Below are 25805 nucleotides of genomic sequence, written 5' to 3'. Positions count from 1 at the left end.
CCTGTGGCCCTGATCTACCTTTCACACTCCTAGAGGTCTTTCATCTTGGGTTCAAGATAAGTCACCGTCGAATGCATGCTCGCCAGGTTGCCGTAGTCTTCTTCAGGAATCTGAACACGGTGACGTTTACGCAATTCCATCACGATATCAAGAAAGTCCATCGAATCGAGTTCGAGTTGATCACGGAATGCTTTCTGGTCGTCTAACCCGTCGAGATCCTCATCAGGAGAGATGTCGTCAAGAATGTCGATGATTTCAGCGCGGATTTCAGCGGGGGTCATGGATAGTGCGAGCAGGAGGAATTTTCTAGGAACACAAAAGTATTAACGTGGGGCAATAGTTTCGGCCCCGACGGGCTGTCGCACAAGCCCATCAAAGAAAGTTGCTAAAAGTAGCAGGTGGGAAACGCGGGCCACTCAGCCCGAATCACTAAACCCGGCCGACAATCACGACCGAATTGATGCCCAACATCCCGAACGAATTGTTCAAAACGTAGTCGACCTGAGGCTTGTCTTGAGGCTCGTTGAGCACCAAACCAGGCAGATCACAATTCGGGTCGAGATCATCTACGTTGATCGTCGGATGCACCACGTTGTCATGAAATGCCGCCAAATTACCGGCCAATTCCAACGCACCGGCCGCGCCCATGGCGTGACCGATGTAGCTCTTGGTGTTGTTGATGCGAGTATTCTTGCATTCACCAAAGACCTGACGAAGTGCCAAACACTCTTGCGAATCGCCACTCATCGTGCCCGTCGCGTGGGTGCTGACGATATCGATTTGATCCGCCGCTAAACCCGCTCGCTTCAACGCCATATTGACGCATTGGGTTTGCCGCTCGGGATTGGGCAGCACGAAATCGGTCGCGTCAGTGTTCATCGCGTAGCCGACCAGCTCGCCGTAAATCTCGGCCCCGCGAGCTTTCGCGTCACTGAAGCGTTCCAGCGTGTACAAACAACCTCCTTCGGCAACAACGATCCCGTTACGTTTCTTGTCAAACGGGCGTGACGCCTGTGTTGGATCCTCGTGAGTCGCCAACGCGTTTTGACTATTGAAGCTAGCGAAAATACCAAACGTGTGAATCGACTCGCTCGTCCCACCGGCGATCGCCAGATCACACTCACCAAGACGCAGCATTTGTGCCCCCTGGATGATGCCCGCGTTGCCCGCCGCACAGGCGGCTCCGATCGTGTAGTGAGGCCCGGTGACGCCCAGATTCAGTGCGATCTCGCCCGCTGGATTGTTGGCAACGGTCCGCGGATTGTGGTGGTGCGACCAACAACTGGTGTCGTAATCGAAGCCTTTGATCACAAAGATCTCGTTCTCGGTCTCCACGTTGCCGTGCTCGGTCACACCAACGTAGATCCCCACTCGCGAACGATCGACATTTTCCCAATCCAAGCCGGAATGGGCGATCGCTTCATTCGCGGTGTAGACCCCGACACTACCGGCACGGGTACCACGCCGAACGTCTTTTTTGGACTGATATTTCTTGACGTCGAAGTCGCAAACGCCAGCCAAAGTCTTGCCGAAATAGCGGATTTCATACGGCTGCACCCCACTACGTTTCTCCAGCAATGCTTGGCGAAAAGACTGCCAATCATTGCCGTTAGGGGCTGTCAGACCGATTCCAGTGATGACAATCCGCTGGTCATCGGGAAGCTGCGATGTGAGTGTGGGGGCGATCACGATACTTTGATTCCAAAACCAACGGACACAGGGAGTGTTCGTTCGATGAGTGTGCAATAGGACAGCAAAACGTAGCGTTCCAGCTCGATTTCCTCAACGCCCACGCGGGTTTTTGTGGTTCCCCATCTTCGGTTGCTGCCATCGTACAATCCTGCCATGACAACCTCCGTCCCACCGCCGAGCAGCCCCTCTGGCCCCAGAAAAAGGCTGCGATGGTCACTGCGATCGATGTTGATCAGCGGCACGATTTTGGCCCTGGTGGCGGGTAACGCCCTGTCGATCTGGCGGCTGCAGCGGACGCAAGGGGAACTGCACCGGCTTCGGCGACAAGTCGGCAACCTAGGCGAGGTTCCCGCCGATCAACTGGCCGCCGTGCGCGTCCCGACCGACACGCCACTGACGTACCGCTTCCGGGTTCACACGCCGTCACCCGCCAATCGGTGGAGCCAAAGCGTTCCTTCCGCATCACGCTACCGGATTGCTTACAGCACGCTGCTTCCTCAAGGGAAAACGCAACCCGAATGGTATTCAGCGATTGGCGTGCCCCCCGGGGAATCCATCGTCACGATCCGGATTGCAGAAGATCCCCGCGACGAACGCTGGAAAATCTCTACACTGGTGCGCAGCGACCATTCGAACCAACGAATGGGGACGATTTTGCCGGACGACCACACACTCGTCTTCCGCCAATCCCACGATGTCATTAGTACAGGCATCGCTCGAGATCGTGTCATCGTTGCCGCGGATCAATCCATTCGGCTGCTCGATGAACGTTGGCTCGTTGGCGAACAATCGCTTTTGCTATTCGGCGACAAGGCTCCGTCTGAAAACCAGATCGGTGTCTACGCCGAACTACAACCGGCCGACCAAACACTTCCCTAACACTCTAAGCACTTCATTTCGACCATGGCAAAAGACTTCCTCAAAGACGCCGCTGACGAGTACGACGTAGTGGTCATCGGTAGCGGTCTGGCCGGAATGACGTCGGCAAACATCTTGGGTCGCGCCGGGCACCGAGTGTTGCTACTTGAACAACATTACAAACTAGGCGGACTCGCGACGTGGTTCTTGCGACCCGGTGGTCACACGTTCGACATTTCGCTGCACGGTTTTCCCTATGGCATGGTCAAATCATGTCGTCGGTACTGGAGCCGCGATATCGCTGATCGCATCGTTCAGCTCAAAAACATTCGGTTCGACAACCCACAATTTTCGCTGACAACCACCTTCAACCGCGAAGACTTCACACGTCTGTTGGTTTCAAAGTTTGGCATCGAAGAGCCAACCGTCAACGAGTTCTTCGACACCGCCCGCGGCATGAACTTCTATGACGACCAATCGACCACCACGCGTCAATTGTTCGACCGTTTCTTCCCCGGACGCGACGATGTCGTCCGCTTGTTGATGGAACCGATCACCTACGCCAACGGCTCCACGCTGGAAGATCCGGCAATCACTTATGGGATCGTGTTCAGCAACTTCATGAACAAGGGCGTCTTCATCTATGAAGGCGGAACCGACGATCTGATCGCCCGCATGAAAAAGGAACTGACGGCCAACGGCGTCGACATTCGCATCAATTGCCCAGTGGAAGAAATTGAAGTTTCCAACAGCCCGATCAACGGCACCCGAGTGTCGGGAGTCAAGGTTCACGGACGCTCGATCAAATGCCGCGCCGTGGTAAGCAACGCTAACCTGCGTACCACCATCCTGAAGATGATCGGTACCGAAAAGCTGGACCGCGATTTCGTTGAACAAACCCAAGCTGTTCGACTGAACAACTCCAGCACCCAGGTCTACATGGCGCTCAAGCCAGGCGAGGAGATCGACGAATCCTCCGGCGACCTCTTCTTCACGTCGACGTCCAAAGAGTTCCGCACCGACCTGCTACTAAGCCGAGACATCACCTCACGAACCTTCAGCTTCTACTACCCACGAACGCGCCCAACCAAAAAAGAACGATACGCAATCGTCAGCAGTACCAATGCAAACTGGTCCGACTGGGCGGATCTGAATGAGGAAGACTACGCCGCCAGCAAACAAGACCTAGTCGACACCACGATCGATGCACTGGAGAAGTACATCCCCGGCATCCGCAACAAAATCGACCGCGCCGAGGCGGCTACACCTCGCACGTTCAAGCACTACACGATGCACGAATCCGGTGCAAGCTTTGGTACCAAGTTCGAAGGACTTGCCGTCAGTCGGGCCCTCTCGCAACAAATTACCGGCATGTACCACGCCGGAAGCGTCGGAATCATCATGAGCGGCTGGTTAGGCGCGATCAATTACGGCGTGATCGTCAGCAACGAGGTCGATCAATTACTGGTTAAAGAATCCACGGCGGTCTAGCGACGCAAGGAAGATAATTTTCGTTCACTCGCTCGCAAGACGTTCGGCGCCTCACGTCCGAATTTTTAGGAACGAATCAGAATCTTGCTGGTCTGACTTGCAACAAAGCGGCATCGATTGTGACTATGATGGGCGTCCCTTCCAAACCGGCAATCCCACCCCGTTTTGCAATCCATTGCAGGAGCCACCGTTGCTATCCAACCACTCCATTGACCGTCGTCGCATGTTCCAAGCCGCAGCCGCTTCCGTCGCTGCTGCGAGCGTTTTAAGCCAATCCGAAGCCGCATCGGCATTGGACGCGACAACCGCACAAGCGTCAGCTCAAACTGACAGTCAAACACTCAAGAAGACCGCGGTCATCCTGTTCCAAGGTGACTCGATCACCGATGCTGGACGCGACCGCAAGAATCAATCCGCCAACGCCCCCCGATCTCTGGGACGAGGCTACCCGCTGTTGATCGCTAGCGAACTCTTGCGAGACCAAGCCAGCCAAAACCTACAGATTCACAACCGGGGCATCAGCGGCCACAAAGTCCCTGACTTGGCCAAACGCTGGCAAGCCGATTGCATCGACCTAAAGCCCGATGTCCTTAGCATCTTGATCGGCGTCAACGATATCTGGCACAAGCTAAACGGTCGTTACGACGGCACGGTTGAGGATTACGAAAACGGCTACACGGAACTCATCAAAGAAACCCAATCCAAGCTGCCCGAGACCCGAATCGTGATCTGCGAACCGTTCGTCCTGCGATGCGGCGCGGTCAAAGACAACTGGTTCCCCGAGTTCACTGAGCGGCTTGAAGCAGCCCGACGAGTCGCCTCAAGCTTGTCTCTTGAACGCGTGCCGTTCCAAGAAATGTTTGACGAGGCCGTCAAGGTTGCCAAACCAAGCTATTGGGCAGGTGACGGTGTTCACCCCAGCCTAGCTGGCCACGCGTTGATGGCGAAAACATGGCGTGAAACTCTAAACATCTAGAGCCACCAGTAGCCGACGCCAACCACAAGTCGCAAGCCAGTCGCATAGGCACTGGCTGGAACTATCTTTGGGTGTCTAACAACAACCGGTGCTCCGAGGACAACACATCCTCGATCGGGGTCAGTTGGTCTGCTGACACATCCCGATGCAGGACGTCTGAATAGAAATCGAGCGTGCACTCCTGGCACGTTGCCGCCCAATTTCGGACCAGGTCCGAAGCCGGACGCTTGCAATCGAAGATGCCTGACTGGTTGGCTTGCCTGGCCGCGTTGACCCGGTCGCGAGTCGGCGGGTGCGTGTCGAACCGCTCTTCTCGTTCGTTTTGCTTCTGATCGGCAATCCGACGAATCACATCGATCGGCATGGTTTTGCCGATGTGAAGCATGAGCCGAGGAATGTTGTTCACCAGCACCCCGGTGCCGAGATAAAGCTCTCGCAGATTGTCGATCGTGATCGCATGAGCGACTCCGTACCTCTGCAGCATCGCCGAGGATTCAATAAAGTTCTTGGTGCCCGCCAAATACACCGCATGGCGATCGGCGTCAAACTCCATCTCGCGGGACAGCGACCCAGCCAACGCATGACCGGCCATCCCAAAACCAAGCATGATCTGGCGTCCCAAATATCCAATGAACGAGAAAATCGCGAGGAGTGAACTATTACTGTCCTCTGAATCTTGGCAGTAATTGATTACCTCGGCACGAAAGTGACCCCACTTTGCCCGCTGGATAAACCACCCCGTCATCGATCGAATGACGTAGTTGCTCCGCATAGCGCTGCCTTGCCGAAAGTGACCGAATTCATGCGCCAAAACGGAGGCAAGCTGGCCCACGTTTTGACACGCGATGAGCGGTATCCCTATCGTCAAAACAAGGTCGTCCTTACCGATGCTTGCCCAACCGCGGCGAAACGAGGCCGATGCGTTGAAGTCCGTGTCCAGCTCAATCTTTGTTGGCGCAGGTGCACCGACCTTTTGACAGACCTGGGTTACGAATTCATACATCACCGGCTGATTGTCCGGCGTCAACGTCCGTCGTGATGACGATTCTTCCGCGCCGTGCAATAAGACTGAAAGGGCCGCGTTAACCAGGTTGAATACCGGAATCCAAGCAGCCAACAACAAACACCATGCCAGCGGATACCAGACCAGGCCGCCGTACTTCAAAACAGTACCAAACTCAATCGGCATCCACCCCAAGGGCAGGCCCACCATCACGATCGTGATCAATAACACAGCGACCGAAAACATCATCGGCAAAACCAAAACGGCAAGTGCAACCGATAGCGAACGACCATTGACCGTGGCCGCGTGATCGAAGTCCACCATCTCGCCCCGGAACGCGTTTTGGATCTCGGGCACAGTCATCTTGGCAGCGATCGCGGCGCGGTCACGACGCTGCTGCTTTTGCAACGCGGCCGCAACCATCTCCTCCATCGTCGCATAGTCCGAAACCTCGTCAGACTCGGAAGCGGACGTCGTCGTGACCGCGGGATCGATACCACGACCAGCCGTTACTGCATCAAAAGCAACCGAGCCCACTCCTGCCGAATCGGCTTCCAATTGATCGATGCAATCATGCGATTGAGCCATCGCATCGCGAAAGTCGCTATCGGCCAAGCGTGGTTTCAACACAGCATGCTCCACCTGATGAAACTCCGGAAGACTGCCAAACAGATCATCGTTGTCACACGACGCCGGCGAAGCCACGCGAGGATCGACTGGCGATACATCTCTCTGATCAATTAGATCCTTCGGCGACGGAACCTTTAGCGGTGATGGGGCTGCCGCCAAATCCTCCGCCTTGATTGCCGGCGGGTTTGCCAAAGACTGCCTTGGATGCGGGGAAGGGATACGCATCGAAGTTTGACATTGCTTGCACCGGGCCTTCTTCCCCACATCGGAATCACGGGCACGCAATTCCGTCTGACATTGAGGACATTTAAATCGTACGGGCACCGGGAAACTCCCTTGCAAGCAGACCGAAGTGATTACTCAAGATACCAAATTCAAAACCACCCCACCCGACTGCAAAACGACCCAACATCAACACCAATCTGATCGCAAATACAATCGCTGCGGCCTCCAATCGCAAATCACTAATGCTGTAAGCGATTTCAAAAATCACCGTTGTCTCAGGAAGCAAATCCTTCAGGGCAACCGTTGGCAACAACGCAACGCCATGGCTTTAGGGAGCTATTTGCTTCAAGTGGATGACTCGTTTATCAGCATCCGATGACATGACCTCAGCCACCTGATTTTCTTTGATCCACTGCGTCAAGGCATCCACCGGCTGATCGTAGCGAATCCAAAGACGCAGTCGCCTTATCCCTCTTTGGGCCCGCATCTCGCCTACTGACATACTTTCGACCACGCGTTTCTGAATCGCTTCGGCCGCATCGGCGTCAACAAAATCCAGCCTGATCTCTACGACCGTACTTGGTGGCCCACCCAGCGAAATCGGCCCAGGGGCGAAGGGGGATTGAAACCCTGGCTTTGGCCCACGAGGCGAATGACCGGACAGATTCCCGTGCGGATTACCGTTGCGATAGGTGTCTTTATCACGCTCCATCCTAAGAGACTCCATCTCAGCGTTGTTCGAAAACCCTCTAGGGCCGACAGGTTTTCCGCTTGCGAGTTGAATCGTCAGCATCAAAAGCATGAACGAGCACTGCAACATAAACGCGATCGCGATCGCCCTGGCGATCCCGAGTAGATACCAAATCCCGATAACAATCGCGATGACCAGAGCGAACGCAACCAGCCCGCCAATGGCTGCCCCTACTCCCGACATCGACATGCCGCTGAGGTCAAGGTCTCCGGAACCGCCTTTGCGGCCAAGCCGAAACACCCCTTTGGTAATAGCCAGAATCGCAATCCCGGCAACACCAGCCGTTCCTAGTCCCGCAGCCGCCTGAGCGAACATCTTGCCAGTCTCTGAAACGGCGCCGAAGACGCGTTTCATCAGGTGCAAGCGAGGAATAAACAGCAACCCGATGACGATCGATGCGAGCACGCACTGGAACACTCCAACAATGAACAGAGGGTGCTCGCACAGCAAACTCACCACTAGAGTAACCAGCGTTAAGCCGGCAACGGCAAAGTGAAAACCAAATCGCATGAGGTCAACAGGCTTCGATCCACCGCCCGCACCGCGAACCCCGGCGGGACGTTTTGGCACTGCTCCACCCGCCAAAGGCGCATACCCCGATACTGGTCCTAGAGGCCCGTTTCCTAAGGGCGAGTTCGCTGCGCCGGACACCGCAACCGCGGGCAAATCGCCAAAGTCGAATCCTGTGGCGGCAGGCGTCACAGGCTGGCGTTTAGGTGCCGTGTTTTGAGCAGGTACTTTTTTCGTCGGTACTGTCTTCGCGGACCCTCGCGGACCTGGCTGCTTTTGAGTCGGCGGCGGCTTTGGCGAAACTTGCTTTGGCGACGCAGGCTTCCCCGGCGATTGACTCGAGGGCGTTTGACCTTTGGGCGATTGATTCGCGGCAATCGGCTTTGTTCCCGATGCTGCTTTCGTCGCCATCACCTTTTGGCAACTCGGGCACTTCACCCGCTTACCTAACAGCGTTGCAGAGATCTGCAGTTGCTTCTTACAGCCTGGACAAACAATCTTTACGACACCATCCGCCATCAACGTCGCCCCTATCTTTCAATTCAAACAGCCCCACCGAAACAACGCTCCGGCATCGAACATAAGTCCCGAAGAAAAGCACCCAACAATCCCAGCTTCACCACGCATCCGCGATAGGACGCGCATTTCACACCCCCAAGATTGTAGTGCAAGGCTCATCCCCGTTGGTGCAAGCAAATCAGCTTTCGAGGCCAAAACTGACGCAGTCTGCTTTGACGTACCAGGCAGTCACGAAGGTCCAATAAAAAACCCAGAGACGCGTGTTGCGAACTCTGGGTAAATGATTCGATGTCAGAATCGTTTTCGACTGGAGCGATGCCCGCTAGGCGTTCTTCATCGCCTTCACGACTGCGTCGCCCATCTCGGCTGGACTTGGTGCGACAACGATGCCAGCATCTTCAAGAGCGGCAACCTTTTCTTCCGCCGTTCCCTTGCCACCGCTGATGATCGCACCGGCGTGGCCCATTCGTTTGCCGGGAGGTGCGGTACGTCCAGCGATGAACGCAGCAACTGGTTTGGTGACATGTTCCTTGACGTAAGCAGCGGCTTCCTCTTCGGCACTGCCGCCGATTTCGCCGATCATCAAGATCGCCTCGGTTTGGTCATCTTCTTGGTACAGCTTGAACAAGTCGATGTAGTTCGTACCCACGATCGGGTCACCACCCAAGCCAACACAGGTGCTTTGGCCAAGCTTCAGGTTACTGGTTTGCCAAACCGCTTCGTACGTCAATGTACCGCTGCGGCTCATCACGCCGATTTTCCCAGGTGTGTGAATGTAACCAGGCATGATGCCGATCTTGCATTCGCCGGGTGTGATCAAACCGGGGCAGTTCGGTCCGATCAGGATCGAATTACTTGCTTTGACCTTTTCGTAAACCCGAACCATGTCGATGACGGGCACGCCTTCGGTAATTGCGGCAATGATGCGAATCCCCGCATCGACCGCTTCCAAAATCGCGTCGGCAGTGAACGGTGGCGGCACGAAAATCATCGTGGCATCAGCACCGGTTTGCTGCACGGCTTCTTCGACGGTATCAAAAACTGGCATGCCTTCGACGTCTTGGCCGCCCTTGCCCGGTGTGACACCGCCAACGAGTTGCGTGCCGTAATCTCGGCAACCCATCGCGTGGAACTTGCCCGCATTCCCCGTAATACCTTGGCAGATGACCTTGGTGTTCTTATCGACCAGAATACTCATGTTGGTAGCTTTTTAGCAGTTAGCGATTGGCCATTAGCGTCGAGCTAACAGCCGAGTTGAGAGTTGCATGATTTACAAAGCTAGCTAATAGCTGACTGCTAATAGCTAAATGGCTCCGCCGCTAGGCGGTGGCAGCGACAATCTTCTTCGCTGCGTCGGTAATATCGATCGCGGTGATGATGTCGACATCGCTGTCTTCCAGCATCTTGCGGCCTTCTTCGACCTCGGTGCCTTCCAATCGCACCACCAACGGCACGGTGAAACCGACTTCTTTGCTGGCCGTAATAATTGCGTCGGCGATCGTCGTGCAGCGAGCGATCCCGCCAAAGATGTTAACCAACACGCCCTTGCAGTTCGGGTCGGACAACAAGATGCGGAATGCTTCGGTGACTTGAGCCGCGTTGGCCCCGCCCCCGACGTCCAAGAAGTTGGCTGGCTCGCCGCCGTGGTATTTGATGATGTCCATCGTCGACATCGCGAGTCCCGCTCCGTTGACCAGGCAAGCGATGTTGCCGTCCAACTTGACGTAGCTTAGACCCGCTTTGCCCGCACGAATTTCGCTCTCTTCTTCTTCGCTCAGGTCACGCAGCGGCTCGAGGTCCTTGTGACGGAACATCGCGTTTTCGTCAAACGTGACCTTCGCGTCCAAAGCGACCATTTCGCCGTCACCGGTGATAACCAGCGGGTTCACTTCAGCGATCGCACAGTCGTACTTGACGAAGAACTTCGCCATGGCGGTCAAGAACTTGAACGCACTTTTGACGGCGGGGCCTTCGATTTGGAGCTTTTTGCAAAGCTTGCGAATTTGGAATGCTTCGAGCCCGATTGCGGGGTCAAAAGCTTCCTTGAAAATCAGTTCAGGTGTTTCTTCGGCAACCTTTTCGATCTCGACACCACCTTCGGTGCTGGCCATCAGCACAGGCTTGCATGTCGCCCGGTCGACGACGATCCCGAGGTAAAGCTCTCGAGCGATGTCGCAGCCCGATTCGACGAAAACTTTCGAAACAGTTTGGCCTTCGGGGCCGGTCTGGATCGTGACCAACTTGTTACCCAGCAAGCCAGCAGCAGCGGCTTTCGCCTCGTCAGCCGACTTGCAAAGGACCACGCCTTTTTGGTCCGGGTTGTCGATGATGTTGCCCTTACCGCGACCACCCGCGTGAATTTGAGCTTTCACGACGGCAATTTTGCCACCGAGTTTGTCGTAAGCGGCGGCAGCCTCGTCGGGCGACGTGACCATGATCCCTTCCAAAACGGGAACGCCAGCGGCGCGGAAGAGTTCTTTGCCTTGATACTCGTGAATTTTCATCAGGACGAATCCCGTGGGTCGGTCGATGGAGTGAAATTTGGCAATTCGCGACAGCGTCCTTCGCTGAAGCGGGCCACTGCTCGGGAATATAAACCTTCGGCCAAAAGGTCGCCACTAGGGCCAACCGCGTTTCACTGCGTCACACCAGCGCATCAGTCGATTTCAGCATGCCCCACCTGTGAATCGCAGAGGTGAAATCAGACAATCGCACGATCGAGCAAAGCCGCAGTGGCCCACATCCCAACGCCAACATCACACCACTGCTGACTGTCAACATTATTCATGCACTCGATTCGTAACCGTGAATGTGCATTTGCCCTAAGACAAAAATTCGTCGACCGCTTGCGTGTTGGCCACATCCGCCGCCGTCAGTCCACCACGGCGAGCTTGCTTGATGCCGAACCGCATCACCTCAAGCCCAAAAACACTGTGCGCGTCCGTGTTAATCACGATCGGGATCCCCATTCGTTTCGCCGCCGCCAAATGCACGTCGTTGAGATCTAGCCGGGCCGGGTTGGCGTTCAGTTCCAGGTATTTGCCGTGCTCCTTGGCCGCTTGCATGACCGCGTCCATATCCACATCGTAGGCATCGCGTCGATTCAACAAACGCCCCGTCGGGTGGGCAATGCAGTCGACATGCGGGTTCTCGACCGCCCCGAGAATTCGATCGGTGATCTGGTCTCGCGGTTGTTTTTGGCCGTAGTGAACACTCGCCAAGATCCAATCACCCTGTGACAGCACTTCATCGGGCAAATCCATTCCGCCCGCTTCCAGGATGTCGCATTCGATGCCTTTCAAAATCGTCAGTCGACCTTCGTACTCTTTACGAACTTCGTCAATGATTTCCCACTGAGCCAGCAGTTTTTCGCCGTCCAGTCCGCCTGCCATCGAAACCCGTTTACTGTGATCGGTGATCGCGATGTACTGCAACCCGCGAGCGATCGCGGCGTCGGCCATTTCACGAATCGTGTTTTGGCCATCGGTAGCACTAGTGTGCATGTGCAGGTCACCCAGCACGTCTTCGGTCTGAATCAACTCCGGAAGCTTCCCCTGACGCGCCCACTCGAACTCCTGCCGATCCTCACGCAACTCCGGCGCAATCTCCGGCAAACCAATCGCCGCGTAAACCTCTTCTTCGGTCGCACCGGCCACGCGAGTCTCATCTTCAATACGGAACACTCCGTATTCATTGACCTTCAGCCCGTGTTCCTTGGCAAGCCGACGCACATGAATGTTGTGAGCCTGGCTACCGGTGAAGTACTGCAGCGCCGCACCGAACTGATCCTGTTCGACTAGCCGCATATCGACCTGAAAGGCCTTCGCCACTCGAATCGAAATCTTCGTATCACCACGAACGATCGTGCTCGTTCGCGAGGAAAAAGCTTCAAAGTGGTCCATCGCAGCATCTCGGTCTCCCGCTACCGCCAAAAGGTCAAGATCACCCACCGTGTCTCGGCCGCGACGGTAACTGCCTGCCCACTGCATTTGAGAGACCGTATCACACTGCGACATGTGATCCGTCAAATCCTGCACCAATTCATCTGCTTTGGACCAATACAATCGACTCGCGGCAGCCTGGGCGATCGCCAGCCCATCCAGAATAGACGCTTCGGTTTTCTTTCCGAAACCTTTCAGTGAGGCGATTCGCCCCTCCCGACATGCGGCGGCCAAGTCCTCGAGAGACTCGATTCCCAGTTCCTCATACAGCTTGCTGGCCTTCTTGGCACCCAGTCCTGGGATACGTGACATCGAAATCACGACTTCAGGAACCGCCTGACGCAACTCAATCAACTGCGGCAACGCCCCGGTCTCTAACAACACCCCGATCTTTTCAGCGAGCGTTTTGCCGATTCCCGATAGCGCTGCCAAATTGCGACTCTCATCTTTCGCGATCTGGGCAATCGGCTCGTCCAGATCCCGAATCGCTCGTGCTCCGTTCTGATAGGCGCGAATTCGAAACGGATTCTCGCCACGAAACTCCAACAACTCAGCGAGTTCCTCAAAAACAGCAGCGATGGCGGCGTTGTCTAGCGTGGATGGGTTCATGAGTGTGTGCGTACAAAGACCGAAGCGAAGAAGCCCGAAAAGCGAACACGTAGGTTTAGCACCACGCCCCAGAATATCCAACCGGTATTGGAGGAAGGCCGTCAGTCGACCTCCGATGGCAATCCGCGAAAAGTGCCACGACTTGCTTCCAACTATTGCAGCCCCCAAAAACGTCTATCGATTCGATTCCATTCCACTCCCGACGAGAGGCACCGCATGCGACAGCAGGGAAGCCAGCACCCAGAGAATTAGAACTGAATAGGACCTGACAATGGATGGCTAACCGACGGAAATGCTAGCGTTCAGCTCCAAGGCTTTAGACCTCTCAACCTAAGAATCGCCTAGGAACTTAGCTTCAACCACTAACGTCACCGCCCCTCCTCAACGCCGAGGACGCCGATTCTACGGCTATTTACGAAGCCCATTATTTGCTCTCTTAATAGCCCCCAGTGCCCGTTCATGTTCTTCGCTGTGTTTGGTGACCTCAATGTTGATGATCAAACGACTCCTGTTTTGTCTTTCAGTCGCTGGGTTTCTCGGGGCTGGCATTCAAGCGAATCCGCCGCAGGATCTCGATGCCCGTTTGGTGGTCGCTGGCGAAAACCGAGCCGAGATCGAAAAGGCACTCCAGATGGTGCCGTCCAGTCAGCGAAAGGGCATGGAGTTTCTAATCGAAAACATGCCCGACGATGACTTGCGAACTCTGACAGCGGACTACTTATTGGAAAACACCGATCTGGCTTACCGGTCACGAACATCGGATCGGTGGGCCCAATCGATCCCGCTGGACATTTTCCACAACGACGTTTTGCCCTATGCCAGCATCAACGAGCGACGTGACAACTGGCGAGCCGACTTTCGAAAGCGGTTCCTGCCACTCGTCGCGGACGCCAAAACGACAAGCGAAGTCGCCGCGATCCTAAATCATAACATCTTCTCCATCCTCGGGGTACGGTACTCGACGAAACGAGCCAAGGCCGACCAAAGTCCCTATGAGTCGATCGAAGGAACCACCGCATCGTGCACCGGGCTATCGGTTCTGTTGATTGATGCATGCCGTGCTGTTGGCGTGCCCGCCCGTTTCGTCGGAACACCGCTATGGACGGACGGCAGCGGCAACCATTCTTGGGTTGAAATCTGGGACAACGGATGGCATTTCACCGGCGCGGCCGAACCAACAGGCGATCGTCTCAACGATGGTTGGTTTCTCAAACGAGCCGCATCCGCCACCGACGATCCACAACACGCGATCTATGCAGCCAGCTTCCGCAAGACCGAACTGTCTTTCCCTTGCGTTTGGAATCCAAAGCTGGACTGGATCCCCGCCGTCAATGTAACGCAGCGTTATTCCCAGCTTCGTCGTAGCCAAATCGACGCAAACGCGTCCGCGCATGCGATTTCACAAATGCAGTCGTGGCTGAAGACCAACGACAATTTGAAACCGCTTGCCATACAAGACTTTGCGAAAGTTCCGTTGACGAAAGCGGATTCGGTTACAGCACGAGAACTCCTTGCAGCGAGAAACCTGTCGATGCTTCGCGCCGAACGACAAGCTGAGATCAAAGCTCGCGTGATCCGCCATGGTGAATTGGCGATGCCGTTTTCGTACAAGACCTTTGGGAAAAAGCCGGCCGATGGCTGGAGCCTGTACATTTCTTTGCATGGCGGTGGAGGTGCTCCGGCAGCAGTCAATGATCGACAATGGGAAAACCAAAAGAACCTTTATTCCCTAAACAAAGGAATCTACGTCGCCCCGCGAGCCCCTACCGACACGTGGAACCTGTGGCATCAGGAACACATCGACATCATGCTGAAGCGACTGATCGAGGGCATGGTCGCGGTCGAAGACGTGAACTGGAACCGTGTTTACGTGATGGGCTACTCCGCCGGCGGCGATGGCGTTTATCAGCTCGCACCAAGAATGTCCGACTACTGGGCCGCCGCCGCAATGATGGCGGGACACCCCAACGAAACCATTGCCAAAGGTCTACGCAATGTGCCTTTCGCACTGCAGGTCGGTGGCAAGGACGCTGCATACAAACGCAATCAAATCGCCGTCCAATGGAAAGGCGAATTGGCGGCCTTACAGGCGGCGGACCAAGGCGGCTATCACCACTTCGCCAAAATCTATCCCGGCAAGGGCCACTGGATGGATCGCGAGGATGCAGTCGCGATTGATTGGATGGCCAAACAAGTTCGCAATCCCACCCCGACCCGGATCGTATGGGTACAAGACGACGTCACTCACAATGAATCCTATTGGCTAGCCGTCAACGACGCCAATTGCAGTCCACGCAGCGAGATTGTTGCGGAAGTAAAAGGGCAAACCATCACGCTTAGTGGAAAAGACGTTGAACAAGTTCAAGTGCGTCTCGACGATCGATTCATCGATTTGGACCGACCGGTCAAAATCATGAGTGAAGGAAAAACGCTCTACGAAGGTTTGGCTGAACGAACGATCGGTGAATTAGTACGGACCCTGACCCAACGCGGTGACCCAAACCTGGCCTTCCCGCACTCCGTCTCCGTCGATCTGCCGAAACCGTTCCCCCAAGCACTGATCGGTGACGCCGTCATCCCAAGTTACACGGCCATGAAAACGGCCAATCCCATCGTGGTCGATGGCAAACTCGACGAAGCAGTTTGGAATGCCGCCGCGAAAACAGAATCCTTCGTTGACATCGTTAGCGGGAAACCGACCAAGCACGAAACGCATGCATCGCTGCTATGGGACGATGAAAACTTGTACGTCGGCTTTCGAGTCACCGAACCAAACGTCACGGCCAAGTTCCTCGAGCGAGATGCCCCGATCTATAAGGACAACGACGTCGAGATTTTCATCGCCGGGAAGGACGCGTACTACGAATTTGAAATCAACGCTTACGGTACGGTCTATGAAGCATTCTTCGTTTGGCAAGACGCGTTCACAACCGACACCTACGCCGGCGATCGGCAACTCCAGCGTGGCCACCCAAAATCACAAAAGTTCAACGGCGTTGGCTTCACCAACCACCCCCGCGGCAAACGCGTTGCCTTCCTAGGTTACGACTTCCCCAACTTTCAATCTGCGGTTGAAATCCAGGGCACACTTAATGACAACTCCGACATCGATCGCGGCTGGACCGTCGAACTCGCGTTCCCCTGGAAAGAGATGACCGCGTTGGCTGCGGGTGACCAGCGATCACTTCCTCCCAAGCCAGGGGATCAGTGGAGGATCGAGCTGTTTCGATTCAACTCGTACAAAACCGATCCACCGGAGGCCGATTCGACTGGTTGGTCGGTGGGACGTCACGGCGTTTGGGATTCTCACATCCCTGAAATCTTCCAGGTTGTCACGTTCGCGGACTGATCCCAATTCAAGCGATTCTCTCAATGCAAACGAATCCAGTCACGCGACAAACGGATCCCGCACCGAGATCAAGAACTTGAATCGCTCTTCATAGCGACATGCTTTCACTGTTCTGATAAATCTTCTTCATCGGAAACTTCACCAGCGACCGGGATTTCATTCAGCGTGTAATACGCACTCGAGTGCAACAAACTGTCGCCGGTCGCGGACTTCATCTCTGGCAAATGAAAATCGTGCACGTGTCCCTGCACCAGACCGTCCACTTCAACGAGAACGCTCAACCCGTCGTCAGCCACGATCGCTTTCGTTGCACGCGGTGTGGTCTGATCCACTTCGGGACTACCGTAGCCTTGCCGATAGAGGTGCGTGAACGTTTTAAGTTGGTAGACATCGGGGTCCACTGCAATTTGCCGATCAACAGGCTTAGTGAACGTCAAATGAAACCCTTTGGGCCGCGCCGTGATTTCCTTAATTTCAAAGGGCATTTTCCCAGTCCAATCAAGACGCTGAATCGCGTACGCCTTTGGACCGCGTACCGGCCAACCTCGGTTCGTTCCGCCAGCAATCAAATTGCCATTGGGCGTGAACTGCACCGCCAGCAATCCCGTGGCAAAGCCCTCGCGAAACGGATAGCAAGCACCTTGCCAGACGCCATTGACCTGTTCCGTGGTCGCTCGCATCACAACGCCTAAACTGAAATCACCAATAAAAATCTGGTTCTCAAAAGGACCAAATTTCCCACCTGTGCGATCCACCATGAATCCGGAAATCGATCGGCCCATTCGCTTGTAAGGAAACACAACCGCGTAGGGCACCAATTCCTTCACCCGCTTGCGTTCAATCTCCAGTCGTGACGGCGTGTTGGGAACCACGGGGGCCTTGCCCAATTCCGGAGCCAGGTCATACCAGTTGAAGCTAACCGGATGGCCCATGAAGCCACCGGGCTGAAGCACTTTCAAACTGCACGAACCGTTCCACGGCCCTTGGCTCTCGGCATAAAACATGACGCCGTGCTCGTTGGGGCCAACACCACCGGGGCTACGCAGGCCGCTGCAAATCGGGATCACTTTCCCCTCCGGCGTGATCTTCAAACACCAGCCGCGAAACGGCACCTTGGAGTTATACGATTCCGAAAGACAAAGCGTGACCCAGATATTGCCCTCAGGATCTGGCTTGGACGCAAACGCAAACTCGTGATAGTTCCGAAATCCCCACACGTCACTGATCGTATCGAAGCGATCGGCACGACCGTCTCCGTCGATGTCCGTGATGCGAGTTACTTCGGTTTGCTGATTAACGATGAATGAACCGTTTTGGTACGCCATCCCAAAAACCTCATCCAGCCCCTCCGCAAACTTCTTAAATCGGGGCTGAGGGTGTTTCTGGAATACGCCTTCGGCAATCAAAATATCGCCTCGCCGCGTGGCAATCGCCAACCGGTCTTTGTCGGGCATCACCTCAAAACTACCCGCCTCCACCGCCAGTTCTTTAGGCAATGGAACATCGACCAACTCGTAGTATTCCGATTCCTTTTCACCCGAACCCCAGAACTCACCGAGCGGTTCTTGCTGAGGAGCACAGGCCATCGTGATCACCACAGAGAGTTTCAATAGTGATGTAAACATGCAGGTTGATCGCTAGCGAAGTGGTGTGTGGGGTAAAACAAGATGGTCGATCGAACGACTCAACAAAAAGTTGGCTCGCTTAGAATGTCCTCAGTCATTCCACTGGTATTCCAAAACCAGTTCCTGACTTTCCCTGGCACCCAAAGGCAACGCAACAAATGCCTGCTCCCCAGTGGTACCTTCCGTTATTGTCGCCGAATGATCCGACACGATGCGAATAGTTAGCCGAGCAGCAACAAGCTGTTTTGCGTCAGCCGACATTGCAATTTCGTCACCGGCCATCAAACGAAATCGCAAGGGCGAGGTTGGGTCGGCCACAGCGATGTCGCTGGAGGCCACTTTCAATTGGCGACGCAAAATGACTCGCCCCGTCGCTGGGTCTTTTGACTCAACGAAATAATCCTCAACGCCAACGTTGCCGACGGAGTATCTGAAGATGGGGCGTCTTTGTTCGTCGAGGACATAGCCCTTGAAATGATGGCCGGGCGGGCGCCCGTCATCGACAATCCAAGGCGATGATCCTTGATCTAACTCTGGTCCCGTCGCAAGCGAGATCGTCTTGCCCAATGGCAGAACGTTGCCATGCCCCTGTCCGTACCAAACGCCGCTGGGGTCCACGAACTGGCCCTTCCAAAGCGTAGCCAAACGCATCTGTTCGGCGTCAAAGGCAAGGTTGATTCCGCCTGGATAACCTACACCGATCCCACGCTTCCCGATCCCGGGATAGCTGCGGCGTAGCATCCGAGCCTCTTCGTTGACAACGATTTCAAGCGGTTCACGCATCACGCCACTGGGTGCTCGCGCCTGCCGACCGTCGATCAGATATTGCCACAACGCTTCGACCTGATGCTCCGGCGTGCCGGCAATGTCAGGCCGAATCGCCTCGCCGCTTGGCCAAAACGATGGCATCACGGTGTTGGGGCTGAATGTTTGTGGCGACAACATGTACTGATAGAACCAATCCTTCGTCAATCGCTCCGTCATCTCGGTCAGATCAACCGCCGGCATCGTATCGGAAATCTTGTATTGATAAGTATGGCAAGCGACGCAGTTGAGCCCCTTGTTACCGGCCAGATGCATCCCCAGTTCACGCATCTTCTTCTGGTCCTTGAACTCAGCAAACTCCGTTGCCGGAAGCCGGTCAGTTGACTGAAACAGTTCAACCAAGTGCCCGATATTCTGTTCCCCGTACTGCGGCATGCGTGTCTTCATGTACGGACGAATGGATCGGCCGTTGACCATCACATCTCGCATCCACTTCGGCTTCAACTTGGCACCCACACCGGTCAACGTCGGCGGAATCCGGCCTTGTTCACCGAGATTCTGATTGGTGGTTTTGAAATGAGCCGTACGCGCGTTGGTAACCCCACCAAGATCATCTCGATGGTGGCACGCGATGCAGTTGAAGTTCGCAAGATTAAAATCAATCGTTTTCTCAGGCTTCCACTTCGAAACATCGTCCTTCAAAGCCGCACGAATTTGCGAACATTCTTCATCGCTCAACTCGAAGCGTGGCCGAGATCCACCTGTAGCCGGGTCACTGGCCTCATCCGAAAGGCAACCTTGATCTAGATTCAAATCCGACATTGCCAGCGATGCCAGAGGTTTCGACGGCGAAGGATCAATCCCGGTGTGGCACTGGGCACAGTTCAGCGATTGAAATAACGACTTGCCCTCAGCAATCAACTCAGCGCTCGACATCGAATTGAACTGATCTTGCTTCGTTAGCTCTTGGTTGTCCTGCAACAGGTAGCTCGTTACGTCAACAGCTTCATGATGAGTCAGAAGCATGCTGGGCATCCGTCCCGACGGCCGTACCACATGCGGGTTTTCAAGAAACTGCACCAGGGAGGATGCAGAGTACTTCCCGGCCAACGTTCCCAGCGGAATCGATCCGGTGATTGGCTTTTCAACCGCCTTGTTATCGCGAGGTGCATGACAAGCAACGCAGCCAACCGAATGAAACAGATCGAATCCATTGGTGACCGAGGCGTCGCCGAATGTCTCGTCGGCAGGTTCTTGAAACGTGTTTCCTGTAACGGACACCAGATAGGCGACGATTGCGGAAGCCGCTTCCGATCTCTTCACAACATCCCAATGTGACATCATCTGAGGCATTGCGGTCCCCGGCTTCGACTGATGCGGATCCGCGATGAATTTCGTCAGATAATTTGGGTTCAGATGCTTCGCCGACCACCGTAAGTCCGGAGCCGAAATACCCAACAACTCTCGTTCTGCGTTCTCGCTTTGATGGCAGGCAACACAGTTGAGCTGCCGCATCAAAACGCGACCATGCAATTCCGGCGATAGTTCACGCTGCGTACTGACGGATTTCCCAGTCGCATTTTCGTCTGGACCACGTTGCTTTACATCAAGCACATACCGCAACAAATCCAGAAATTGCTGCGGGCCACTGAGTTGATCAGCAATCCCATCGGGCATCATGGACGTGGACTGCGAGAAAACCTCTTCCACGTCATCTTGCTTGATCGTGATCAACTGACTGACGTCGCTGAGACTGCGTAGCACGATGACATCATCATCTTGCTTGACCACAACTCCGCTAAACAGGTCTCCATCGACGCTCAGCACCCGAGTCGTTTGATATTCCTTTTTGACGACTTTGGAAGGCAGCAAAATCGATTCAACGATCGACTCATCGGTCACTTCGCTGCCCAGCCGACTCAAATCGGGGCCGATTCGATCCTTCTCTTCAAGAGGGCGGTGGCATTTCGCGCAGGCAATATTGCCTTGATGAAACAAAATCGCACCGCGAACGATATCCCCACTCTCGCGAGCCTGCAAAACAAGCTTCGCGGGAGATTCATCCAGTAGCTTCTGCGTCAGCGTTGGTGCTGGCGTCTGACCTGGCAACGAACGATTCGTCAGCAGCACAATCAGCAACGCCACTACGGTGTGGCGCCATCTATTCATCGTCATAAGATTTCCAATTGTACGATTCGCCTACGATTCCAACTCGATCGCAAGTCATCCTTGACGTGAACAATCGGAGTCCAGACGGGAACTACTGTGGGCCAGCAGGCAGATTATCGATCAAATATCGCAGGACCAGCATTCTGACGTGAACTCGTGTCCCTTCACCCTCGCTTAGACCATGATCACGATTCGGATAGACCATGTAATCGAATGGCTTTCCAAGTTTAATCAGTTTATCGACGAGTCCTTCGATGATCTGGATATGAGTATTCGTTTCACCTGATCCCGTGACGATCAACAAATTCCCCTTCAGCCCCTCGGCGAAATGAATGGGCGCCGATCGTTGGTAACCATCCGCGTTCACCTCACGGGTCCGCATGTAGATTTCCTGAAACCATGCATTGTAGAGCCAAGGCTGCGGCTTAGGGACTACTGCGATGCCAACATCATAAAGATCGGATTTTCGGAACATCGCGTTGAGCGTGTTGGAACCACCACCGCTCCATCCCCAAATCCCAACGCGAGACAAGTCGACATAGGATTTCATGTTTGCCAATTCGTGAAGTGCTGCGGCTTGCTCTTCGGTCGAGAGTGGCCCCAGACTTCCGAAGACACTACGTCGCCAAGCGGCACCCTTGGGACAAGGCGTGCCGCGGTTATCGATCGAGACAACCAAATACCCCATGTCAGCAATAACCCGATGGAAATCAATTTGGGCCGCACCCCAGCGATCTAGCACGGTCTGCAAGTAGGGTTCGCCGTACACGTAGACGAACACGGGGTACTTCTTTGTTTCGTCAAAATCGCTTGGCTTGGTGATTGATGCATCCATGACCACGCCATCGCCGATGTCGATCTGCACAAACTCGGTCGGTTGCACGATCCACTTCTCAGCCATCTTTTGCAACACGCTATTGGTTTCCAGAACACGAACCACGCGATGCCCTTCCAGTTCAACTAGATCGACGACTGGCGGACTGTTGAGAGTCGAATAGGTATGGACGGCCCACTTCGCGTCCGGTGAGAAGTCGTAGAGGTGCGTGCCGGGTTGGTCAGCGGGCGAAATTTGCTCGCGTTTTCCCGATCCGTCCAGCGGAACCCGATACAGATACTTCTGTGTTCCGTTTTCAGGCGACGCATAGAAGTAGTACCAACCGCCTTCTTCGTCGACGACCGCACGATCGATCATGTCGTACTCGCCGGTCGTTAACTTGACTTCCTCCCCGCCATCTCGCGAACACAGGTAGGCGTGTCGCCACCCATCTTTTTCGCTAACAACGATAAAAGCTTCCCCGTCGCGAATCCACGTTAACCCAGCATTAATCCCGTGGCTACCAACGGCCCACGCTTCATTTGTTTCGTGGTAGATGCGTTGCACGTCTCCACCGACCGAAGCCATCCAGAACGTGTGCTTGTCTCGGAACCGACTCATCATTTCGACCAGAACTTCCTGATCATTCCCGGCCCACTGAACCTGTCCCAGATAGAATCCTTCTTCGGGTCGTTCGATAGGCAACCACTGGGATTGCTTCCCATCACGACTAACGATTCCCACTCGCATCGCAGGGATCTTTTCACCCACTCTTGCGAATCGGTTCTCTTGAACTTTCGGAAAGGTCGGATCGCCCGGCACAAGAACGGGTCGTAGCTTAACGTCGGTTTGATCAACTTCGACAAACAACACGGACTCACCGTTTGGACTCCAGCTAAAGTCACGATGTGAGATCTCACGTCCTTCGACGTGCTTGGTCAATCGAGTTCGCTTCCCACTCTCGACATCGCGAACGAAAAGATCTCCATTGCGAACTTGCAGCAAACTTTTGCCGTCGGGCGAAAGATGCTTTTCACGACCCGCGGGTGTCACCGCGACCTCAGTCCGCTCTCCGCTTGGCAAACTGTATTGCCAACGAGTCGACTTCTTTGTCTGTTCACTCGTTTCGTGAACCGTAAAACCGGAACTGTCTTCGAGCCAATCTGGTTTCACCTCGATGGGCTTCCACTCCCCGCGTTCAAAGATCGCTTTCATCCTTGGTTCCGCTTGGTCGAACCAGGTTGGCTGATCTTGTGTTTCCGCATGAAGAACGCCGATGGCCCCCATGGAAGTGAGAGCCAGCAATAGGCTGGCGAATACGAGAGTTGATTGTGTTCTCATGTAGCTCATTTAAGTTTCCGGAAATTCTATATAGGTATCGAAACTCGCAAGTTGCTCGGCACCAAGCCGATCTTTCAAGAGCCTCGATAGACTTCCTAACGTCCAAGCGTGCATGCAAAGACGAACATCAAGGGCCCCAGACTCGGCATTGACAATCACCAACGGACATCAATGAACCTTTCGATCCTGTCACTGCCCGTACCGAAATACAATCATCAAAACACCAGTCGGTTGCCCCGTTTCAACGCATCAGCATCGTCCCAATTCTAGATACCCAAGGTGCAGGGTATTGGATGAAACCATCATCAATGGACCAATCAGCGCACAGTACAAAACGTCATAAAATGCGTGATGGAGGGCTTTCAGTAGCCAATCATGAAACGGACGGACGAAGTTCCTTCAGATAGATTGTCTCGAATGCTTCATCTCCACCCCCCCCTTGATTGGTGGCAACGACTAGGGTGATTCATCTTGCCCCTGAATTTTGGCGAGGTTATGGTAACCGCATGATTCCCCGCCTTGTCGCCCTCCTGTTGATCGTCAATTTGTTGGCGTGTCCCGTGCGTTGCCTTTCGTGTGAAACGAATGTGGCGATGGGGCAAGAATGCGTTCCAAACGCCTGCAGTTGCTGCTCGCATGACAACAGCACCCACCAGTCACATTCATCTGAATCACAATCACCCGAACCTTGCGATGGTGATTGCGATTGCCCAAACTGCATCTGCGAAGGTGCTGTGGTGGAGTCCGACGTAGAGTTACCCGACTCTGCCAATCAACGCGTGCAATGGATCCTGTCAGCGGAGCCTGCAAAGCCGACTTCGGCTTTCCTGAGCGAACGTCACCTGCAACGATCGCGTGCCTCATCGGCGCAACATCTTTGCGGTCGCGACGTGCGTATTGCCTACCAATCTTGGTTGATCTAAACCGATTGGATACTTCAGCAAGGCAGTGGCAATCTCTGCGTTTTCGATAGAAGAGCGATCGTTCTGCCGCAAAGTTTCTTAGTTTGTTCCCATTAAGTTCTCTGGCTCAATGCTGCGTGTGATGGTCATGCGTGGCTGAGCGATACTGTTTCGAATTACCTTTCCCACAGGAAGTTTTGATATGTCGAAGTTGTTACGCAGCACTGGTTTTGTAGCTGGTCTAGTATTACTCGCGGCCGCCGTATTCATGAATTCCCCTGCTCAGGCAGCGGACGTGAAAAGCTCTCACATCGTGATGACGGTAGGCGAGATGTGTGGCGGTTGCGCCAAGAAGATCACCAAACGTTTCGATGGCGTCGAGGGCATTGCGAAAGTGCAGTGCAGCATTGAGAAGAAGTCGGTGACCTTAATCCCAAAGCAAAATGTCCGCCTGAGCCCCAAGGGTATTTGGGAGATCATGGAAGGCATCGGCAAGACGCCAACGAAAATGATCACGCCGAGCGGCACATACACTTCCAAGCCGAAAGCTTAGAAGGATCGCCCAATCCAGGGACTAGCGAACAAAAAAATCTCTCGCAATCCCCGGCCCGGTATCAACCAACAAATGGGCTAATCTTGCTGCCTCAATGCCAGTCGGTGGCTACTGAAGCAACGACGCTTGCTCATCCTTTGCACGCCAAGACTCATGTAGAGTCTTGGCGTTTTTCGTTTTTGACATCTCTTGATTTTGATCGGCAACGAAGCGAGATCCGGTAGAATGTTTCAAGCGCCCCATTGGGTCGCATGAAGTAGCGAGTCTTCGAGGGATCACCAGGTCGGCGATGAACAACGATAGTTTTCCAATTCACGCCGAACCGTTGCGTGATCGCCTTTTGCCCATCCAAGACACTCCCTCGGCATGCCCCTACATCGACGGCGTAACAGCGAGGATGCCGCTCCTTTATCCCGTCGACACGCTAACGGGCGAGGACGTGGACCGACTGTTGGCATCCGGATTTCGTCGCAGTGGAAACTTGGTTTACTACACGCAATGCGCTCCCTGCCATGCGTGCGAACCCACTCGGCTCGATGTCGCGAACTTCCAAATGAGTTCCTCGTTCCGCCGGGTCTTGAAACGGGCGGCAAAAGACCTCACGTTGTCTTGGCGAATTCCGACTGTCGATGACGAACGTGTTCGACTCTACAACGCACATCGAGATGGACGTAAGCTCGGTTCGAGCCCGCCGATCGACGCACAAGACTATCAGGCTTTTCTTACCGAGACGTGTTGGCCCACACTTGAACTGGAGATGAAACATGCCGACAAGCTGGTCGGCATCTCCATCATGGATGTTGGACAAGAAAGTATCAGTGCGGTTTACACCCACTTCGATCCCGAAGCGTCACGCTACAGCCTTGGAACCTTAGCCGTGCTACTGCAAATCCAGTGGGCACGCCAGCATGGCCGCCGTTGGGTCTATCTTGGCTTGTATGTCGAATCCAATTCGCACCTGAACTACAAAGCACGCTATCAACCGCAAGAACGGCTGATCAACGGAAAGTGGCAAACCATCCAAGCGTAGCTAGCCGTTCGTTCCGGCCGTCACTAATACGACAGCCAAGGCAACGGTCATT

At 54.5% G+C, this 25805-nt stretch carries 17 protein-coding genes; 6 read left to right on the top strand and 11 right to left on the bottom strand.

What is annotated here, in order from left to right; translation table 11 throughout:
* Positions 1-29: 29 nt before the first annotated feature.
* Together ACR3ZL_RS03740 and ACR3ZL_RS03735 are read right to left on the bottom strand one after the other, a co-directional pair.
* Positions 30-281 carry an acyl carrier protein gene (locus ACR3ZL_RS03740; protein ID WP_283431771.1) on the bottom strand — a complete coding sequence of 84 codons (252 nt, stop codon included), beginning with the start codon at positions 279-281 and terminating at the stop codon, positions 30-32.
* Between the two features lie 148 nt (positions 282-429).
* Positions 430-1689, bottom strand: a complete 1260-nt coding sequence (locus ACR3ZL_RS03735) for a beta-ketoacyl-[acyl-carrier-protein] synthase family protein (protein WP_473649234.1) — start codon at positions 1687-1689, stop codon at positions 430-432.
* 156 nt (positions 1690-1845) lie between these two features.
* Between ACR3ZL_RS03735 and ACR3ZL_RS03730 the strand changes: the two genes are divergently transcribed.
* The 3 genes from ACR3ZL_RS03730 to ACR3ZL_RS03720 all read left to right on the top strand — a co-directional run bounded on the left by ACR3ZL_RS03730 (position 1846) and on the right by ACR3ZL_RS03720 (position 5017).
* Positions 1846-2571 carry a hypothetical protein gene (locus ACR3ZL_RS03730; RefSeq protein ID WP_473649235.1) on the top strand — a complete coding sequence of 242 codons (726 nt, stop codon included), beginning with the start codon at positions 1846-1848 and terminating at the stop codon, positions 2569-2571.
* 15 nt (positions 2572-2586) lie between these two features.
* Positions 2587-4041 carry a phytoene desaturase family protein gene (locus ACR3ZL_RS03725; RefSeq protein ID WP_473653408.1) on the top strand — a complete coding sequence of 485 codons (1455 nt, stop codon included), beginning with the start codon at positions 2587-2589 and terminating at the stop codon, positions 4039-4041.
* A 97-nt stretch (positions 4042-4138) separates the two neighbouring features.
* Entirely contained in the window at positions 4139-5017 is an 879-nt protein-coding gene (locus tag ACR3ZL_RS03720; RefSeq protein WP_473649236.1) for an SGNH/GDSL hydrolase family protein, read from the top strand.
* Positions 5018-5078: 61 nt separating this feature from the next.
* Here ACR3ZL_RS03720 and ACR3ZL_RS03715 read toward each other — a convergent pair whose 3' ends face one another.
* From ACR3ZL_RS03715 to polX, 6 genes are all read right to left on the bottom strand, one after another.
* Entirely contained in the window at positions 5079-6875 is a 1797-nt protein-coding gene (locus ACR3ZL_RS03715; protein ID WP_486173214.1) for a M48 family metallopeptidase, read from the bottom strand.
* An 82-nt stretch (positions 6876-6957) separates the two neighbouring features.
* Positions 6958-7143, bottom strand: a complete 186-nt coding sequence (locus ACR3ZL_RS03710; RefSeq protein ID WP_486173213.1) for a hypothetical protein — start codon at positions 7141-7143, stop codon at positions 6958-6960.
* A gap of 60 nt (positions 7144-7203) precedes the next feature.
* Positions 7204-8655: a zinc ribbon domain-containing protein gene (locus ACR3ZL_RS03705; RefSeq protein ID WP_473649239.1), complete on the bottom strand. Its 1452-nt coding sequence runs from the start codon at positions 8653-8655 to the stop codon at positions 7204-7206.
* Positions 8656-8977: 322 nt separating this feature from the next.
* Positions 8978-9853, bottom strand: a complete 876-nt coding sequence (gene sucD / locus ACR3ZL_RS03700) for a succinate--CoA ligase subunit alpha (RefSeq protein WP_473649240.1) — start codon at positions 9851-9853, stop codon at positions 8978-8980.
* A gap of 121 nt (positions 9854-9974) precedes the next feature.
* Positions 9975-11159 carry an ADP-forming succinate--CoA ligase subunit beta gene (gene sucC / locus ACR3ZL_RS03695; RefSeq protein ID WP_473649241.1) on the bottom strand — a complete coding sequence of 395 codons (1185 nt, stop codon included), beginning with the start codon at positions 11157-11159 and terminating at the stop codon, positions 9975-9977.
* A gap of 318 nt (positions 11160-11477) precedes the next feature.
* Positions 11478-13205: a DNA polymerase/3'-5' exonuclease PolX gene (polX, locus tag ACR3ZL_RS03690; RefSeq protein WP_486173212.1), complete on the bottom strand. Its 1728-nt coding sequence runs from the start codon at positions 13203-13205 to the stop codon at positions 11478-11480.
* A gap of 493 nt (positions 13206-13698) precedes the next feature.
* On the opposite strand from polX, the gene ACR3ZL_RS03685 reads away from it, so the two are divergent.
* Positions 13699-16554 (top strand): transglutaminase domain-containing protein, encoded by a 2856-nt coding sequence (locus ACR3ZL_RS03685; protein ID WP_473649242.1) that lies wholly within the window; start codon positions 13699-13701, stop codon positions 16552-16554.
* A gap of 104 nt (positions 16555-16658) precedes the next feature.
* Here ACR3ZL_RS03685 and ACR3ZL_RS03680 read toward each other — a convergent pair whose 3' ends face one another.
* The 3 genes from ACR3ZL_RS03680 to ACR3ZL_RS03670 form a co-directional block, all read right to left on the bottom strand.
* Positions 16659-18179 (bottom strand): DUF7133 domain-containing protein, encoded by a 1521-nt coding sequence (locus tag ACR3ZL_RS03680; protein ID WP_473649243.1) that lies wholly within the window; start codon positions 18177-18179, stop codon positions 16659-16661.
* A 90-nt stretch (positions 18180-18269) separates the two neighbouring features.
* Positions 18270-21113 carry a c-type cytochrome gene (locus tag ACR3ZL_RS03675; RefSeq protein ID WP_473649244.1) on the bottom strand — a complete coding sequence of 948 codons (2844 nt, stop codon included), beginning with the start codon at positions 21111-21113 and terminating at the stop codon, positions 18270-18272.
* Between the two features lie 91 nt (positions 21114-21204).
* Entirely contained in the window at positions 21205-23268 is a 2064-nt protein-coding gene (locus ACR3ZL_RS03670) for a S9 family peptidase (protein ID WP_473649245.1), read from the bottom strand.
* A 1170-nt stretch (positions 23269-24438) separates the two neighbouring features.
* Between ACR3ZL_RS03670 and ACR3ZL_RS03665 the strand changes: the two genes are divergently transcribed.
* Both ACR3ZL_RS03665 and ACR3ZL_RS03660 read left to right on the top strand, forming a co-directional pair.
* Positions 24439-24723 carry a heavy-metal-associated domain-containing protein gene (locus tag ACR3ZL_RS03665; protein WP_473653409.1) on the top strand — a complete coding sequence of 95 codons (285 nt, stop codon included), beginning with the start codon at positions 24439-24441 and terminating at the stop codon, positions 24721-24723.
* 289 nt (positions 24724-25012) lie between these two features.
* Entirely contained in the window at positions 25013-25753 is a 741-nt protein-coding gene (locus ACR3ZL_RS03660; protein WP_473649246.1) for an arginyltransferase, read from the top strand.
* Positions 25754-25805: the final 52 nt, after the last annotated feature.

The sequence above is a fragment of the Rhodopirellula sp. J20-39 genome, assembly GCF_057365095.1.
Note: the sequence above shows the minus strand (reverse complement) of the source record. Positions and strands in the feature narration are given on the sequence as shown.